The organism is Streptomyces sp. NPDC060198 (assembly GCF_042728415.1).
GTDB lineage: Bacteria > Actinomycetota > Actinomycetes > Streptomycetales > Streptomycetaceae > Streptomyces.
The window spans coordinates 1-15,780 of record NZ_JBHWZJ010000162.1 but is presented as its reverse complement, the minus strand read 5'-3'; the positions used below and the strand labels follow the sequence as shown (position 1 = coordinate 15,780).

Sequence of the window (15,780 nt, the reverse complement as noted above, 5' to 3'; positions counted from 1 at the left end):
GCTCACCCCCCGGAGGAGGGGGTGAGCAGGCCGTATTCCTACGGTGCGGCGGCGTCGATCGCCTTCACGATCCGCTTGTCCGACACCGGGAAAGCCGTCCCCAGCGCGTGCGCGAAGTAGCTGACCCGCAACTCCTCGATCATCCAGCGGATGTCCAGGACCTCCTGCGGCACCGGCCGCCCCTGCGGCAGCTGTTCCAGCAGCCAGGCGTACTCGTCCCGCATCTCGTGGACCTTCTCCATGCGCGTGGTGTCGCGCTGGACGGAGGTCGGCATCTGCTGGAGCCGGCGGTCCGCCGCCACGAGGTAACGCATCAGGTCCGGCAGTCTGCGCAGCCCGGTCGCGGTGACGAAGCCGGCCGGCACGAGGCGCGCCAGCTGCTCGCGCACGTCGGCGACGTTGCTCACCAGCGTCAGGCTGTTCGTGGCCTTCAGACGGCGCTCACAGGCCTGCCAGGCGGCCAGGATCTGCTGTACCTGGCCGATCGTGCGGACCGTGAGGTCCACGAGGTCGGCGCGGACCTTGTCGTACAGGGCCTTGAACGACGCCTCGTCCCAGGCGGGGCCGCCGTGGGCGGCGATCAGGCGGTCGGCGGCGGCGGTCGCGCAGTCCTCGAAGAGCGCCTGCACCGAGCCGTGCGGATTGCGCGACAGGGCCAGCTTCTGCTGGTTGCTGAGCTTGTCCGAGGCGAACTTCGCCGGGTTCACCGGGATGTTCAGCAGGATGAGCCTGCGGGTGCCCCGCCACATCGCCTGCTGCTGCTCGGCCTCGGTGTCGAAGAGCCGGACGGCCACCGTCTCGCCCTGGTCCACCAGCGCCGGATACGCCTTGACCGGCTGCCCGGCCCGCCGGGTCTCGAAAACGCGCTCCAGCGTGCCGATGGTCCAGCCGGTGAGCCCCGAGCGCTCGATGGAGACGCCCGTGGGCCCGGCGGTGGCCGCGGCGGCCTGGGAGAGCGCCTGGCGGGCCTTCGGGCGCAGCCGGAGCTTGAGCGCCTCCAGGTCCTTGTCCTCGGCGACCTTGCGGCGCCGCTCGTCGACGATCCGGAACGTGATCTTCAGGTGTTCCGGTACCCGCCCCAGATCGAAGTCGTCCGCGGTGACCGGCACCCCGACCATCCGCTGGAGTTCGCGGGCGAGGGTCGTGGGCAGCGGCTCCTGGAGCGGGACGGCGCGGTCGAGGAACTTGTCCGCGTAGTTCGGGGCGGGTACGTAGTGGCGGCGGATCGGCTTGGGCAGCGAGCGGATCAGCTCGGTGACGACCTCTTCGCGCAGGCCCGGGATCTGCCAGTCGAACCCCTCGGAGGTGACCTGGTTGAGCACCTGGAGCGGGATGTGGACGGTCACGCCGTCCGCGTCCGCGCCGGGCTCGAACTGGTACGTCACCTTGAACTTGAGCTTCCCCTGACGCCACGAGTCCGGGTAGTCGTCCTTGGTGACGGCCCCGGCCTTCTCGTTGATGAGCATGGAGCGTTCGAAGTCCAGCGCGTCCGGCTCGTCGCGGCGCTTGTGCTTCCACCACGAGTCGAAGTGCGCGCCCGAGACGACGTGCTCGGGGATGCGCTGGTCGTAGAAGTCGAAGAGCGTCTCGTCGTCCACGAGGATGTCGCGGCGCCGGGCGCGATGCTCCAACTCCTCGACTTCGCCGAGGAGTTTGCGGTTGTCGTGGAAGAACTGGTGGTGGGTGCGCCAGTCCCCCTCCACGAGGGCGTTCCGGATGAAGAGGTCCCGGGACGCCTCCTGGTCGATCCGGCCGAAATTGATCTTGCGTTGGGCGATGATCGGTACCCCGTAGAGGGTGACCCGCTCGTACGCCATCACCGCCGCCTGGTCCTTCTCCCAGTGCGGCTCGCTGTAGGTGTGCTTCAGCAGGTGCTGGGCGACCGGCTCGATCCACTCCGGCTCGATCTTCGCGTTCACGCGGGCCCAGAGCCGGGAGGTCTCCACCAGCTCGGCCGACATCACGAACCGGGGCTGCTTCTTGAAGAGCGAGGAGCCCGGGAAGATCGCGAACTTGGCGCTGCGGGCGCCCAGGTACTCGTTCTTCTCGGTGTCCTTGAGCCCGATGTGGGAGAGCAGGCCGGCCAGCAGCGAGGTGTGCACCGCCTGCTCGGGGATGCCCGCCCCGGGTGAGGGCTCCTCGACCTTGATGTCCATCTGTCGTGCGACCGTGCGCAGTTGGGAGTAGATGTCCTGCCATTCGCGGATGCGCAGGAAGTTCAGGTACTCCTGCTTGCACATCCGGCGGAAGCTGGAGGAACCGCGCTCCTTCTGCTGCTCGCGGACGTACTCCCAGAGCTTCAGGTACGCCAGGAAGTCGGAGGTCTCCTCCTTGAACCGGGCGTGCTGCTGGTCGGCCTGCGTCTGCTTGTCCGAGGGCCGCTCGCGCGGGTCCTGGATGGAGAGCGCGGCGGCGATGACCATGACCTCGCGGGCGCAGCCGTTGCGGTCGGCCTCGATGACCATTCGGGCGAGCCGCGGGTCCACCGGCAGCTGCGAGAGCTTGCGGCCGAGCGGGGTCAGCCGTTTGCGCGCGTCCTTCTCCTCCGGGTCCAGCGCGCCCAGCTCCTGGAGCAGCTGCACACCGTCGCGGATGTTGCGGTGGTCCGGCGGGTCGATGAAGGGGAACTTCTCGATGTCGCCGAGCCCGGCCGCGGTCATCTGGAGGATGACGGAGGCGAGGTTGGTCCGCAGGATCTCGGCATCGGTGAATTCCGGCCGCGTGAGGAAGTCGTCCTCGGAGTAGAGCCGGATGCAGATGCCGTCCGAGGTACGGCCGCAACGGCCCTTGCGCTGGTTGGCGCTGGCCTGCGAGATCCGCTCGATCGGCAGTCGCTGCACCTTGGTGCGGTGGCTGTAGCGGGAGATGCGCGCGTTGCCCGGGTCGATCACGTACTTGATGCCGGGGACGGTCAGCGAGGTCTCCGCGACGTTGGTCGCCAGCACGATGCGCCGGCCCGTGTGGCGCTGGAACACCCGGTGCTGCTCCGCGTGCGAGAGGCGCGCGTAGAGGGGAAGCACCTCGGTGTGGCGCAGGTTGCGTTTGCCGAGCGCGTCGGCGGTGTCGCGGATCTCCCGCTCACCGGAGAGGAAGACCAGCACGTCACCGGGGCCGGCGGACTGCAGCTCGTCCACCGCCTCGCAGATCGCGGTGATCTGGTCGCGGTCCGCGTCCTCGCCGCCCTCTTCGAGGAGCGGGCGGTAGCGGACCTCCACCGGGTAGGTGCGTCCGCTGACCTCGACGATCGGGGCGTCCCCGAAATGCCGGGCGAACCGCTCCGGGTCGATGGTCGCCGAGGTGATGACGACCTTCAGGTCCGGGCGCTTCGGCAGCAGCCGGGCCAGATAGCCGAGCAGGAAGTCGATGTTGAGCGACCGCTCGTGCGCCTCGTCGATGATGATCGTGTCGTACGCGAGCAGCTCGCGGTCCGTCTGGATCTCGGCCAGCAGGATGCCGTCCGTCATCAGCTTCACGAAGGTCGACTCGGGGTTCACCTGGTCGGTGAAGCGGACCTTCCAGCCGACGGTCTCGCCGAGCGGGGTGTCCAGCTCCTCCGCGACGCGCTCCGCGACCGTGCGGGCCGCGATCCGTCGGGGCTGGGTGTGCCCGATCATGCCGCGCACCCCGCGCCCCAGCTCCATGCAGATCTTCGGGATCTGGGTGGTCTTGCCGGAGCCGGTCTCGCCCGCGACGATCACGACCTGGTGGTCGCGTATCGCCTCCAGGATCACGTCCTTCTTCTGGCTGACCGGAAGCTGTTCCGGGTACGACACGGTGGGCAGCCGCGAGGCGCGCGCGGCGAGCCGTTCGGCGGCCTTGCCCGCTTCGGCCGCGATCTCGTCCACGACGGACTGACGGGCCTCGGGCTTGCGGATGCGACGCGCGCCTTCGAGACGCCGGCCGAGCCGGTGCGCGTCACGGAGCGAGAGCTGTCCGAGCTGGGACTGGAGATCAGCGAAGGAAGTAGACATACGGACCCCAGGATCTCACCCGCGCCCGAGGAGTGGCGAACCGATTTCGCAGCGACCTCGACCGGTCGGCCGGGGTCCCGTGCCGGTACGCCCGTGCGGGCGGGGCGCGGGGCGCGTCCCTCCGGCGCCGGGTACGCCCGTCCAGGCGGGCTCGAACCCGTAACATTTCCGGCAAGTCGCCCGATTCGAGGCCATCCCGGAAGGGGCTTGCGCCGTGTCCCGTACGACGTGCCCGGGAGCCCGTGCAGCAGGGGCGCCGCGCCCGGCCGCCCGGATACCCGGGGGTGGTCCGGCCCCGTCGCTCCGGCCCGGCCACCCCTCTTCTCCGCCGCCCCTCCGCTCTGCCGCCCCGCATCCGAACGACGCTCCCGGAGTGCCGCATGCCCCTGCCCCAGAAGAGCCGGTCGAAGAAGCCCCTGCTGTACGGCTCCGCGGTCGCCCTCGCCGCCGTCCTGCTCGGTTACGCCTCCTACCGCGCCACCGCCCCCGGCCCGTCCCCCGCCACCGCCGGCGAGTCGGCCCGGCCCGACGCGGGGGAGTACTCCGAGGCCGCGAAGCTCGCCCGTCGCGAGCCCGGCGACCCGCTGGCCCTCGGCCGTACGGACGCGCTCGTCGTCCTCGTCGAGTACGGCGACTTCCAGTGCGCCTCCTGCGGCACGTTCGCCCGGGACACCGAACCGGACCTGATCGACGCCTACGTCGAGGACGGCACCCTGCGCATCGAGTGGCGCAACTTCCCGGTCTCCGGCGCGGACTCCGAGGCCGCCGCCCGCGCCTCCTGGGCGGCGGGCCGCCAGAAGCGCTTCTGGGAGTTCCACCGGGCCGCGTACGCCAAGGGAGCCCAGGAGAAGGGATTCGGCCCCGACCGGCTCACCGCCCTCGCGAAGGAGGCCGGCGTGAAGGACCTCGACACGTTCCGCGCCGACCTGGACAGCGTGGCGGCGTCGGAGTCGGTCAGCCGGGACCAGGCCGAGGCGTACGGACTCGGAGCGAGCTCCACCCCGTCCTTCCTGGTCAACGGGCGCCCGCTGGCGGGCGCCCAGCCCGACGCGACCTTCACCGCGGCCATCGAGGAGGCCGCCGAGACGGCCCGTACCGGCAGTGCCGTTCCGACCGAGAGCGTCACCCCGGTGGGGAACCCGGTCGGGTGACGCCGGACGTCGGCTGAAACGGCGGAAGCCCCATCCACGTGGATGGGGCTTCCGGGAGGTGGCTGGGGCCGGGATCGAACCGGCGACCTATCGCTTTTCAGGCGATCGCTCGTACCAACTGAGCTACCCAGCCACGCAGCTCCTGAGAACTGCAGCGGTCCTGACGGGATTTGAACCCGCGGCCTCCACCTTGACAGGGTGGCGAGCACTCCAAACTGCTCCACAGGACCAAGCAATGTGCGAGACAAGTCTCGCACACGGTAAAGCGTGCCCCCAACGGGATTCGAACCCGTGCTACCGCCTTGAAAGGGCGGCGTCCTGGGCCACTAGACGATGAGGGCTAAAGGCCCACCGGCTTGCTTTCCAGCGCGTCGGGGACGTGAGAAGCATATGGGATCTCGGAGCTAACGCCAAAACGGTTTCCCGGCGGGGTCGCGGCGGGGTCACGGGGACGGGCTGGGAACGGCGGGAGAGGAGGGCGCGGCAGGGACGGGAGCGCTGGGCGAGGGGGTCGCCTCGGGGCTGTTCTCCTCCGGCAGATGGCGGCTCACCTCGGCGGTCGTCAGGCCGAGTCCGCCCAGCGTGATCTCGTCCCAGGCCTGGAGCCGCCGGGTCGCGCGGTCCAGGTAGAGGACCGAGGCGCGCACCTTCTCCGGCTTCTCGTTCTGCACGGCGCGCAGCCCGCCGCCGCCCGTGGAGCCCTCCACCTTCAGCCGGGTGCCGAGCGGCAGGACCTCGTTGACCCGGTGGTGGACATGGCCGGCGAGCACGAGCGGGACCGTGCCGTCGGTCTCCCGGGCGAGCTGCGGATCGTGTGCCACCGCGATGTCCACCGGAGTGCCGGCCCGGGTCTGGTCGCGGAGGGCGGAGGCCAGCCGGAGGCCGGCCATCCGCTCCGACGCCGCCCCACCGAGGGCCAGCGTCCGGTCGGGGGTGAACTGGGGGTCGCCGGTGCCCGCGATACGCAGCCCGGCGACGGTCACGGCGCTCCCCTCGTCCAGCACACGCACGTTCTTGAAGCCCCGGAGGTACTTCTGCGTCTCCTGGGAGTCGTGGTTGCCCCGCACCCAGACGTACGGGGCGCCGAGGTCCCGGATCGGGTCGAGGAAGCCGTTCTCGGTGGTGGTGCCGTGGTCCATGGTGTCGCCGGAGTCGATGATCACGTCGATGCCGTACTGCTTCACCAGCGAGGCGACGATGTGCCAGGACGCCGGGTTGAGGTGGATGTCCGAGACGTGCAGAACCCGCAGGGTGCCCGGGTCCGGCTGGTAGACGGGGAGCGTGGAGGTGGCGTCGTACAGCCGGGAGACGTTGGTGACCAGGCGGGCCAGCTCCTGCTGGTAGACGTCGAACTCGGTGACGATCGAACGGGCGTCGCCGACCACCGACGGGGCGCTCGAGAGTAGCCCCGAGAACTTCGGCTCCAGCACCGACTTCGGGTTCCAGGTGGCGTACGCGCTGACGCCCGATCCGGCCAGCAGCACCAGCGCGAGGCCGCCGGCGGCCAGTGCCGGGCGGGGGCGCCGGTAGACGACGAGGCCGAGCACGGTCGCCCCGGTCAGCACCGCCACCACCGACCGCAGCGCCAGCTCCCGGGCGCCGTCCGCGACGTCCCGGGCGACCTCGTCCTGGAGCCCGGAGAACCGTTCGGGCTTCTCCACCAGCCGCTGGGACCGCTCGGGATCGAGGCGGTCCACGTCGACGTCGAGGCGCAGGGGCGCGACGTGCGAGTCCAGCTCCAGCGCGCCGAGCGGGGACACGTCCACCCGGGTGCCCCCGGTGAGCGAGGGCCGCAGCGCCATCGTGGTGTCCATCGGGCCGACGGGCGTCTTCACGTCCCCCACGACCAGCAGTCCGAGCCAGCCGCCCAGCACCACCACCGCGACCATCGCGAGCACCCGCACGACCGGCCGGGGCCCGGACCCCGTGAGCCCGGGGAGCGCGGGCGCCGGCACCGGAGCGGTACGAGGACGTCGGTTTCGGTGGACACGGACGGAGGGGGTGCGGCGCGGACGGAACGGGACGCGAACCATTGGACCCGTATGCCCGGTCCGCGCTCCGGCCATGCGGCGGGGGCGCCACGTGCCCGCGTACGGGGTGCGGCGGGCGGGCGACCGCCCGCGCGGGTGCGCCGGGGCGGCGGTGCGTGACAATGACGGGGTGCTGGAGATGACGCGCGAGCAGTTCGAAGAGCTGGTGAGCGAGGCGCTCGACCGGATTCCGCCGGAGCTGACGCGGCTGATGGACAACGTCGCGGTGTTCGTCGAGGACGAACCGGACCCCGGCGACCCCGAGTTGCTGGGCCTCTACGAGGGAACACCGCTCACCGACCGGGGCGAGTGGTACGCGGGCGTCCTGCCCGACCGGATCACCGTCTACCGGGGGCCGACGCTGCGGATGTGCGAGACCCGTGAGGACGTCGTCGCGGAGACCGAGATCACCGTGGTCCACGAGATCGCCCACCACTTCGGCATCGACGACGCGCGGCTGCACGCCCTGGGGTACGCGTGAGCGGTTCCGGCGTGCCGGGCGGAACCGCTCGGGCCGGGGCGACCCCCGCGCGGTCCGGGCCGCACGAGGCGGCCGTGCTCGGGGTGGTCGCGGCCGGCGGGGTGATCGGCACGCTGGCCCGCTACGCGGCGACCCTGGCCCGGCCGACCGCCGCGGGGGCCTTCCCCTGGACGATCTTCGTCGTCAACGCGGTCGGCTGCGCGCTGATCGGCGTCCTCATGGTGCTGACCGTCGAACGGTCCGTCGTCGAGCGCCCCTTGGTGCGCCCGTTCCTCGGTGTCGGCGTGCTCGGCGGGTTCACCACCTTCTCCACGTACGCGGCCGACGTCTCGAAGCTGCTGGCCCGCCAGGAGGTGCCGACCGCCCTGGCCTACGCGGCCGGCACGGTGGTGGCGGCGCTCGCCGGGGTGTGGACGGGGGCCGCCCTCACCCGGGCGTGCGTGGACCGTGCGCGGCGTGCGCGCGGGGGCGCGCGGTGACGCCGGCCGCCGGCGACGACCGGGGGCGTGCGGTGGACGGGCCGCCGAGGACGACGGGGAGTGCGCGGTGAACTGGCTGCTGGTGGCGATCGGCGGTGTGGTGGGCGCCCCGCTGCGGTATCTGACGGACCGTTTCGTGCGGCGGTACCCCGGGGCGGGGCTGCCGTACGTCTTCCCCTGGGGCACCTTCGCGGTCAACGCCGCGGGCAGCCTGCTGCTCGGGGTGCTGACCGGGGCCGCCGTCTCCGCGCCGACGTACGCCCTGCTCGGCACGGGGCTCTGCGGGGCGCTGACGACGTACTCGACCTTCTCGTACGAGACGCTCCGGCTGGCCGAGACCGGGCGCGCCTTCCTCGCGGGGGCGAACGTGGTGGCCTCGGTCCTGATGGGGCTCGGCGCGGTGTTCCTCGGCGCGGAGGTGGCGGGCGGGGCCGGGTTCGGGGGCTGACGCCCGTCGGTCGCCCACCGGTGGCGCGGTGGGCGTGTCCCCGGCGGGGTCCGGGGAGTTGGGTACCACGCACCCGTTCCCGCGTTCCCGTCCCGGAGGTGCCCCGTGCGCCCGTTCCCCGTTCCCGTCCGCTGGACGGTTCTCACCGCGTTGATCCTGGGCGCCTCCCTCGGGTGCGTGAGCGTGGACGCGGAGAAGACCGGCCCCCGCCCCACGAAGTCCGCCGGGGCGGCCGGGGCCGCCGAGGAGCAGGACAGCGGGGTGTCCGGCGCGTCCGGCCGTTCCGGCCCGGACGCCGGCGGCCGCCACCACACCGACCGGGGCAAGGACGGGAAGTCGGACCCGGAGCACTCCGGTGACCCCGCTTCGCCCAGCCCCTCGGCGGCCGGCCAGGGACCCGGCCTGCCGACGCCCAGCGGGAGCGGCGCGGTGACGGTGGTCACACCGGGGATCACCGCGGGACCCGGTGGCCCCGTCGTCACCGCCGCGCCCGGCACGCCCGACCCGACGCCGCCGGCCGCCACCGAACCGGCCCCGGGCGGCGACGCGGGCGGTGGTCCGGGGCAGCCCGCGGAGTCGCCGGTCACGCCTCAGGACCCGTCCCCGCCCGCCGCGTCTCCGGCGGAATGACCACTCGGCCGGGTGCTGCCGATGCAGGGCATCACCGCAGGTCGGAGGCGCTTTGGTCGAGTGTCGAAGAAGGGCGGTTTGCGCAATGTGGGGGAGGGTGCGTATGGTAGTAGATCGTTTGATCCCATTGCCCGGCGCCGACACAGAAGAGCGCCGTGTGGCGCGTACTCTCCCTTGCCGTGGCTGGACCGCATTGAGGCGGTCGAAATTGCGAAAACACGGAGTTACGGGCGCGTGCCGAGACTCCGGAAGGTTTCGCATTTCGCATGTCAATTTCCAGTTCTGACCACACCGTCATGTCCGAAGACATCGACAACGAGCTCGCGCAGCACGCCGAGCTCGTCGCCGAGGCCGTCGTGGCCGAGGCAGCTCCCGTCACCGTCGAGGTGACGGACGAGCAGGCCGAGCAGGAGGCCACCGAGGCCGCCGCTCCCGTCGAGACCGCGTCCGACGAGGCCGCCGCTCCCGTCGAGACCTCGTCCGACGAGGCCGCGTCCGACGAGGCAGCCGAGTCCGCCGAGCCGACCTTCACCTTCGCCTCGCTGGGCCTGCCCGAGGGCATCGTCCGCAAGCTGGCGCAGAACGGCGTGACCAGCCCCTTCCCGATCCAGGCCGCGACCATCCCGGACGCCCTGGCCGGCAAGGACATCCTGGGCCGAGGCCGTACCGGCTCCGGCAAGACCCTCTCCTTCGGTCTGCCGACCCTGGCCGCGCTGGCCGGCGGTCACACCGAGAAGAAGAAGCCCCGCGCGATCATCCTCACGCCGACCCGTGAGCTCGCGATGCAGGTCGCGGACGCGCTCCAGCCGTACGGCGACGTGCTCGGCCTCAAGATGAAGGTCGTCTGCGGCGGTACGTCCATGGGCAACCAGATCTACGCCCTGGAGCGCGGTGTCGACGTCCTCGTCGCCACCCCCGGCCGCCTGCGCGACATCATCAACCGCGGCGCCTGCTCGCTCGCGAACGTCCAGGTCGCCGTCCTCGACGAGGCCGACCAGATGTCCGACCTGGGCTTCCTGCCCGAGGTCACCGAGCTGCTCGACCAGATCCCCGGTGGCGGTCAGCGCATGCTCTTCTCCGCCACCATGGAGAACGAGATCGGCACGCTGGTCAAGCGCTACCTGACCAACCCGGTCACGCACGAGGTCGACAGCGCCCAGGGCAACGTCTCGACCATGTCGCACCACGTCCTCGTCGTGAAGCCGAAGGACAAGGCGCCGGTCACGGCCGCCATCGCCGCCCGCAAGGGCCGCACGATCATCTTCGTCCGCACCCAGCTGGGTGCCGACCGCATCGCCGAGCAGCTCATCGAGTCCGGCGTGAAGGCCGACGCGCTGCACGGCGGCATGACGCAGGGTGCCCGTACCCGCGTCCTCGAAGACTTCAAGAAGGGCTACGTCAACGCCCTGGTCGCCACCGACGTCGCCGCCCGCGGCATCCACGTCGACGGCATCGACCTGGTGCTGAACGTGGACCCGGCCGGCGACCACAAGGACTACCTGCACCGCTCGGGCCGTACCGCCCGTGCCGGCAAGTCCGGTGTCGTCGTCTCCCTGGCACTCCCGCACCAGCGTCGTCAGATCTTCCGCCTGATGGAGGACGCGGGCGTCGACGCCTCGCGTCACATCGTCCAGGGCGCGGGCGTCTTCGAGCCCGAGGTCGCCGAGATCACCGGCGCGCGTTCGCTCACCGAGGTCCAGGCCGACTCGGCGAACAACGCCGCCAAGCAGGCCGAGCGTGAGGTCGCCGAGCTGACCAAGCAGCTGGAGCACGTGCAGCGCCGTGCCGGTGAGCTCCGCGAGGAGGCCGACCGCCTGGTGGCCCGTGCCGCGCGCGAGCGGGGCGACGACCCGGAGCAGGCGGTGGCCGAGGCCGTCGCCGAGGCGGAGGCCTCCGTCGAGGCAGCCGTCGCCGAGCCGGAGCCGCAGCCGGCGGTCCGCGAGGAGCGTCGTGACGAGCGTGGCAACTACGAGCGTCGCGACAACCGCGGTGGCGACCGCGGTGGGTACCGCGGCGGCAACGACCGTCCGTCGGGTGGCTTCCGTTCCGGTGGCGACCGCCGTGACGACCGTGGTGGCGACCGTGGTGGCCGTCCGTTCGAGCGTCGCGACGACCGTCCGTCGTTCAACCGCGACCGTCGTGACGACCGTCCGTCGGGTGGCTTCCGCTCCGGTGGCGACCGCCGTGACGACCGTGGTGGCGACCGTGGTGGCCGTCCGTTCGAGCGCCGCGACGACCGTCCCTCGGGCGGCTTCCGCTCCGGTGGCGACCGCCGCGACGAGCGCCCCTCCGGTGGCTTCCGCTCCGGTGGCGGCGACCGCCCGTTCAACCGCGACCGTCGTGACGACCGTCCGTCCGGTGGCTTCCGCTCCGGCGGCGCCGGCGACCGCCCGCAGGGCCGTCGTGACGACCACCGCGGTGGCAACACCGGTACGAACACCGGCAGCTTCGGCCGCCGCGACGACAAGCCCCGCTGGAAGCGCAACGGCTGACCGGCAGTCCGGACCGCCGACCGGCCGTCCTGCGACTGACGGCTCCCCGCTGAGCCGCTGATCGTCCGCCAGGGCCCGTACGACGCCGAGAGGTGTTGTACGGGCCCTGACGCTTGTTCCGGGCACGGTGTGTGTCCGGGGAGCGGTCCAGGGGCGGTCCGTAACGCCGTGCCTGCCCCGCGGTGCGCCGAACCTGGCCGTACCGGCAGGTTCACAAGGGCACGATCTCCTCCCCCGGCAGCCTCCGAAAGGTTCTCGCTCCCGGCGCGGTGGCCCGTCACGGGATACCGGATCGGCCGCCGGGTCCGGGCGGGCTATGCTCATGGGTGATCCGGTAAGGGCCGTTAGCTCAATTGGTCAGAGCAGCGGACTTTTAATCCGTTGGTTGTGGGTTCGAGTCCCACACGGCCTACCGAAGGCGGGACAGGGGAGACCCTCTCTGACCTGCTACTGAGCGCCTCGACCGGCTTCGGCTGGTCGGGGCGCTCCGTCGTCGTGGGACTCCTGCGTCCGTGATGCGTGCATGGACGGACGGTCCGGCGACCGTCGGCTTCTGGGCAGCCCATGTGGAGTGCGGTCATGGCGGGGATCCCCTGGTTCGAGTACGACGAAGGCGACCTGGATCTCGCGCAGCGCGCGTTCGTGGACGTTCTGGCCGAAAGAGCGGGCTCCTGGCGGACGGACCCGCTCGACACCGTCGTGCTGCCACCGGCGAGCACCTCCAGCGGGCGGCTGATCGTCTATCTGGACATCGGTGACCCGCAGCGGGGCCGGGGAGTTCTGACCGTGGGCGCCCACGTGGACGGCGCCGTCGTCCGCGGCGGCAGACTCCACAACCAGGACCTGACCATCCTGCGGAACGCGGGAGAGTTCGCCTTCGAAGCCGCGGGCGGACCCGTGGAGCTGGCGAACCGGGCGGCGGAGTGGTTCGAGTCGGTCCTCGCGCGCCCTCTGGTCCGCTGCGAATGGCATCACGCGGGAAGGACGTACGCGGTCCGCTACGAGTACGCGGACACGGGGCGAGGCCTCAGTGAGGGCTTCGAGACCTCTCTGGCCCCCGACGCGCTGCGAAGACGACTGGCCGCGGACGGCGTCGTCCGAGGCCGAGGTCTGATCAACCGTGCCGGCCTGGGCCGACCGGACGTGATCGCCCACGTCCGGGGTGTCCGCCCCGATCGGCTGTCACGGGACAGCTCATAGGCATCTGTGTGTGCGCCGCGGACAACCCGGGTGGGGCGGCCTGCGCGGAAGCCTGCTCCGGGTGCCCAGCGCCCCCTGGTCGTCCGGCGTTCAGCGGCCGTCCGGCGGCCAGTTGGGCGCCGGACGGCGTGCAGTGGCCGTTTCCCGGCGTTCGGCGGTCGTCGCCCGGTGTTCAGCGGTCGCGCACCGCGAGCGCCTTTCTGATGCGGGCGCCGCGACTGCGTGCCGGGGGACGGCACTCCGGGGAGCCCGGCGGGTGGGCGTAGGCGTCGGGGCGCGCACCGGAGGCGGAGTGGCCCTCCGCCGTGATCACCGCGGGGCCCGTGATCGAACGGTCGCAGTCGACGCAGATGAGGGGCGTCACTGGCGGGCCGCCCGCCACGCCCTGCTGAGCCGGTCCGCGATCTCGCACTCCACCCGGTCCGACCGGCAGGTCGTGCACTCCGAGGTGTGGGTGATCAGGGTGCGGTACTCGGCGTCTCCGGGGGCCGTGCCGCCGGCCGGCTCCGTCATGTCGGTGCTCCTTCGTCTCGGGGCGGGGTGGTCGATCTCGGCCCACACCCGGGCGACGCCGTCGGCGCCCAGCTCGTGGCCGAAGCGGTCGCCGTGCGCCAGCGTCATGAGGATCGTGCTGTGGATGGCGCTGCTCAGTGGGGAAGGGAGAGGCGCCTCCACCCGGAACGCGCCGGGTGTCTCGAACACCAGCGGCTCGGAGCCGGTCGCGGCGGCGAACATGCCCGCGAGGGCGACGACGCGCGGCGGCACGGAGGGCATGGCTCTCCCCTGGATATTGGATCACGTTTCGTAATGCTGAATATTCAGCTTCAACCTGATGGGTTAGCTTTGTCAATGTCCGACTTCCACCGCTGGGAGCTGTGCACATGCCTCGCGACACCCCTTATCTCCAGGTGGCCGACGCTCTCCGCGACCGCATCAGTGCGGGCGAGTGGGCCGTGGGCGACAAGTTGCCCAGCCGTGCCCGGATCGCCGAGGAGTACGAGGTCGGGGCGTCCGTCGCGCAGCGCGCCATGGAGCGCCTCACCATCGAGGGCATCCTCGAAGGCCGTGCGGGTTCCGGCACTTACGTCCGCAGGCCGCGTGAGCGGCGGCGGATGATCCGTACGAGGCCTCCCGAGGGCCATGGCGTCACGCTCTACCGCGCTGTCCTCAACCACCAGGATCATGAGGGGAAATGGGAGTCGCGTTCGGCCGCGCGGACTCCGGCGCCCGAGCGCATCGCGGAGCGTCTGGCCATCGAACTGGGCGATCTCTGCGTCGTCACCGACTACGAGTTCCTCGTGGACGGGCTGCCCGTCCAGCTTTCCAGGAGCTGGGAGCCGATGTCGATCACCGGGCACACCCCGGTCGTCCTCCCCGAGATGGGGCCGCTCGCCGGGATCGGAGTGGTCGAACGGATGCGGTCGATCGGCGTCGACATCGTGCGCGCCGTCGAGATCCCGCGCCCGGCCCGCGCGAACCAGGAGCAGGCGAACCTCCTCGGTATCAGCATCGGTGGCCTGATCACCGAGTTGGAGCGCACCTTCTACGACACCGACGGCCGCCCGGTCGAGACCGCGGACATCGTGGTGCCGGACGTGCGGTGGGAGATCGCGTACGAGATCGCCGTCGAGCGGAGCGAGTGACGGGCGGCTGCCCCGAGGGTCCGACGTCGGCTCGTGTAGGCGGAGTTCGCGGGATGCTGTGGGAGGCCGGTACGGGTCTCGCCACGCGGCGGGGCCAGGGCGTGCCGCGCCCGGCCGCGACGTCGTGTGGCCGTGACGCTCTTGGGATGGGGCGCTCCCCGGACACGACGCCGCCCCCGCGGGCCGTGGGGCCGGGCGGGGGCGGTCGTTTCGCGGAATCGGAGCGGGCGCCCGAGTGACGGGGGGCCGGGAACCCGTGTGCTCGCTCGTGTGCGGGGTGGGCTTCAGGCGCCGGCCGGGGCCTTGGCCCCGGTCGCCTCTTCGCTCGCAGCCTCCGCGGTGGCTGCCTCGGGCTCGGCGGCCACCGGTCTCGCCGCCTCCGCCTCCGTGGCCGCGGCGGGCGTGGTCGTGGCGGCGGCTTCGGCTGTTGCCGCCCGGGCTGCTGCCGCCGCCTTGCTCTGGTAGACCATCAGGCCGATGAAGCCGGCCAGGAAACCGCTGATCAGACCGGATATCGCGTTGTTCAGGGCGTTGGTGCCCTCGCCGTCCGGCATTCCGATGATGAAGTAGACCACCGCCGCGCTCATCACGGCCCCGGCGAGGCCCCCGATGATCGCACTCGCCGCCGAGGTACGCACGCGGGCCCCCAGGGAGGTGTCCGAGGGGGCGGAAGGGGCGGGAGTGAGAGGGGTGGTCATGGTGGAGTCCTCCAAAGAGAGCGGCGTCGCGGGACCGGGAGCGCGTGGCCGACGCCGGGGCAGGATGAATTCCGCCGCCCCGGGGGCACGTGTCCGCACGGGCAGCCCGCCTGTTCTGGGGGATGCATCCATATCCTTGGCCAGAAGCGCACGCGTGGCAACTGCCTGATGTAAAAAGACCGTTGAAGCGGGTGTTGCGACGCTTTGGACGCAACTGCGGTGCTCTGCACGCGGGATGGTGGAGCGCCTCGCTCGGCGGAGGCGAAATCGGCTCGCGGGGCGTCGGGTTGCTGGTGTTCCGCACTCCTGTCCGCAACCCTCCGGGCGGGCGGTGGTGTTTTCGGAGCGAGCCCCGGGCGCTTGCGCCGCTGCCGGGAGAACCGCCGGGTTGTGCCCATGTGGTTCCGAGGTGGTTCGAAGCTCCCTCGGGATGCCGTAGAGTTGTGTTCATCGACGCGGGGTGGAGCAGCTCGGTAGCTCGCTGGGCTCATAACCCAGAGGTCGCAGGTTCAAATCCTGTCCCCGCTACTGAAGGCCCGGGCCCGGCACGCACAGCG

At 71.6% G+C, this 15,780-nt stretch carries 12 protein-coding genes and 5 tRNA genes; 10 read left to right on the top strand and 7 right to left on the bottom strand.

The features are described from left to right. Positions 1-38 precede the first annotated feature (38 nt). Positions 39-3,971 carry an ATP-dependent RNA helicase HrpA gene (gene hrpA, locus ACFWEP_RS20180; protein ID WP_387371652.1) on the bottom strand — a complete coding sequence of 1,311 codons (3,933 nt, stop codon included), beginning with the start codon at positions 3,969-3,971 and terminating at the stop codon, positions 39-41. Between the two features lie 380 nt (positions 3,972-4,351). Here hrpA and ACFWEP_RS20175 point away from each other — a divergent pair, with 380 nt between their 5' ends. Then, the gene (locus ACFWEP_RS20175) at positions 4,352-5,122 is read left to right on the top strand and encodes a DsbA family protein (RefSeq protein WP_387371651.1); all 771 of its coding nucleotides are present in this window, start codon (positions 4,352-4,354) and stop codon (positions 5,120-5,122) included. 59 nt (positions 5,123-5,181) lie between these two features. Here the strand turns inward: ACFWEP_RS20175 and ACFWEP_RS20170 are convergent. The 4 genes from ACFWEP_RS20170 to ACFWEP_RS20155 form a co-directional block, all read right to left on the bottom strand. After that, positions 5,182-5,255, bottom strand: a tRNA-Phe gene (locus ACFWEP_RS20170). Between the two features lie 22 nt (positions 5,256-5,277). Further along, positions 5,278-5,352 (bottom strand) — tRNA-Asp (locus ACFWEP_RS20165). Between the two features lie 38 nt (positions 5,353-5,390). Next, a tRNA-Glu gene (locus ACFWEP_RS20160) sits at positions 5,391-5,463 on the bottom strand. 102 nt (positions 5,464-5,565) lie between these two features. After that, a complete protein-coding gene (locus ACFWEP_RS20155; protein WP_387371650.1) occupies positions 5,566-7,155 on the bottom strand; it encodes a metallophosphoesterase in 1,590 nt (529 codons plus the stop codon). Between the two features lie 127 nt (positions 7,156-7,282). Between ACFWEP_RS20155 and ACFWEP_RS20150 the strand changes: the two genes are divergently transcribed. The 7 genes from ACFWEP_RS20150 (at position 7,283) to ACFWEP_RS20120 (ending at position 12,882) form a co-directional block, all read left to right on the top strand. Further along, positions 7,283-7,633, top strand: a complete 351-nt coding sequence (locus ACFWEP_RS20150; protein WP_327176650.1) for a metallopeptidase family protein — start codon at positions 7,283-7,285, stop codon at positions 7,631-7,633. Continuing rightward, positions 7,630-8,112, top strand: a complete 483-nt coding sequence (crcB, locus tag ACFWEP_RS20145) for a fluoride efflux transporter CrcB (protein WP_387371649.1) — start codon at positions 7,630-7,632, stop codon at positions 8,110-8,112. The genes ACFWEP_RS20150 and crcB overlap by 4 nt, the downstream gene beginning before the upstream one ends. 67 nt (positions 8,113-8,179) lie before the next feature. Next, positions 8,180-8,560: a fluoride efflux transporter FluC gene (locus ACFWEP_RS20140; protein ID WP_387371648.1), complete on the top strand. Its 381-nt coding sequence runs from the start codon at positions 8,180-8,182 to the stop codon at positions 8,558-8,560. Positions 8,561-8,665: 105 nt separating this feature from the next. Next, entirely contained in the window at positions 8,666-9,190 is a 525-nt protein-coding gene (locus ACFWEP_RS20135) for a hypothetical protein (RefSeq protein ID WP_387371647.1), read from the top strand. A gap of 266 nt (positions 9,191-9,456) precedes the next feature. Further along, complete coding sequence (locus ACFWEP_RS20130) at positions 9,457-11,682, top strand: DEAD/DEAH box helicase (RefSeq protein WP_387371646.1); 2,226 nt, start codon at positions 9,457-9,459, stop codon at positions 11,680-11,682. A gap of 338 nt (positions 11,683-12,020) precedes the next feature. Next, positions 12,021-12,094: transfer RNA gene (locus ACFWEP_RS20125), tRNA-Lys, on the top strand. A gap of 167 nt (positions 12,095-12,261) precedes the next feature. Continuing rightward, positions 12,262-12,882, top strand: coding sequence for a hypothetical protein (locus tag ACFWEP_RS20120; protein ID WP_387371645.1), 621 nt, complete (start codon positions 12,262-12,264; stop codon positions 12,880-12,882). Positions 12,883-13,242: 360 nt separating this feature from the next. Here ACFWEP_RS20120 and ACFWEP_RS20115 read toward each other — a convergent pair whose 3' ends face one another. Next, entirely contained in the window at positions 13,243-13,656 is a 414-nt protein-coding gene (locus ACFWEP_RS20115) for a hypothetical protein (protein ID WP_387371644.1), read from the bottom strand. Between the two features lie 107 nt (positions 13,657-13,763). On the opposite strand from ACFWEP_RS20115, the gene ACFWEP_RS20110 reads away from it, so the two are divergent. Further along, positions 13,764-14,525, top strand: a complete 762-nt coding sequence (locus tag ACFWEP_RS20110; RefSeq protein ID WP_387371643.1) for a GntR family transcriptional regulator — start codon at positions 13,764-13,766, stop codon at positions 14,523-14,525. Between the two features lie 284 nt (positions 14,526-14,809). Here the strand turns inward: ACFWEP_RS20110 and ACFWEP_RS20105 are convergent, their stop codons facing one another. Next, positions 14,810-15,223, bottom strand: a complete 414-nt coding sequence (locus ACFWEP_RS20105) for a hypothetical protein (RefSeq protein ID WP_387371642.1) — start codon at positions 15,221-15,223, stop codon at positions 14,810-14,812. Positions 15,224-15,677: 454 nt separating this feature from the next. On the opposite strand from ACFWEP_RS20105, the gene ACFWEP_RS20100 reads away from it, so the two are divergent. After that, positions 15,678-15,751, top strand: a tRNA-Met gene (locus ACFWEP_RS20100). The last annotated feature ends 29 nt before the right edge of the window (positions 15,752-15,780 follow it).

What these genes read in the sequence shown, in the direction of transcription:
- ACFWEP_RS20130 (WP_387371646.1), top strand. Translation starts at nt 9,457, where the DNA reads ATGTCAATTTCCAGTTCTGACCACACCGTCATGTCCGAAGACATCGAC.
- ACFWEP_RS20120 (WP_387371645.1), top strand. Translation starts at nt 12,262, where the DNA reads ATGGCGGGGATCCCCTGGTTCGAGTACGACGAAGGCGACCTGGATCTC.
- ACFWEP_RS20115 (WP_387371644.1), bottom strand. Translation starts at nt 13,656, where the DNA reads ATGCCCTCCGTGCCGCCGCGCGTCGTCGCCCTCGCGGGCATGTTCGCC.
- ACFWEP_RS20155 (WP_387371650.1), bottom strand. Translation starts at nt 7,155, where the DNA reads ATGGTTCGCGTCCCGTTCCGTCCGCGCCGCACCCCCTCCGTCCGTGTC.
- hrpA (WP_387371652.1), bottom strand. Translation starts at nt 3,971, where the DNA reads ATGTCTACTTCCTTCGCTGATCTCCAGTCCCAGCTCGGACAGCTCTCG.
- ACFWEP_RS20105 (WP_387371642.1), bottom strand. Translation starts at nt 15,223, where the DNA reads ATGACCACCCCTCTCACTCCCGCCCCTTCCGCCCCCTCGGACACCTCC.
- ACFWEP_RS20175 (WP_387371651.1), top strand. Translation starts at nt 4,352, where the DNA reads ATGCCCCTGCCCCAGAAGAGCCGGTCGAAGAAGCCCCTGCTGTACGGC.
- ACFWEP_RS20110 (WP_387371643.1), top strand. Translation starts at nt 13,764, where the DNA reads ATGCCTCGCGACACCCCTTATCTCCAGGTGGCCGACGCTCTCCGCGAC.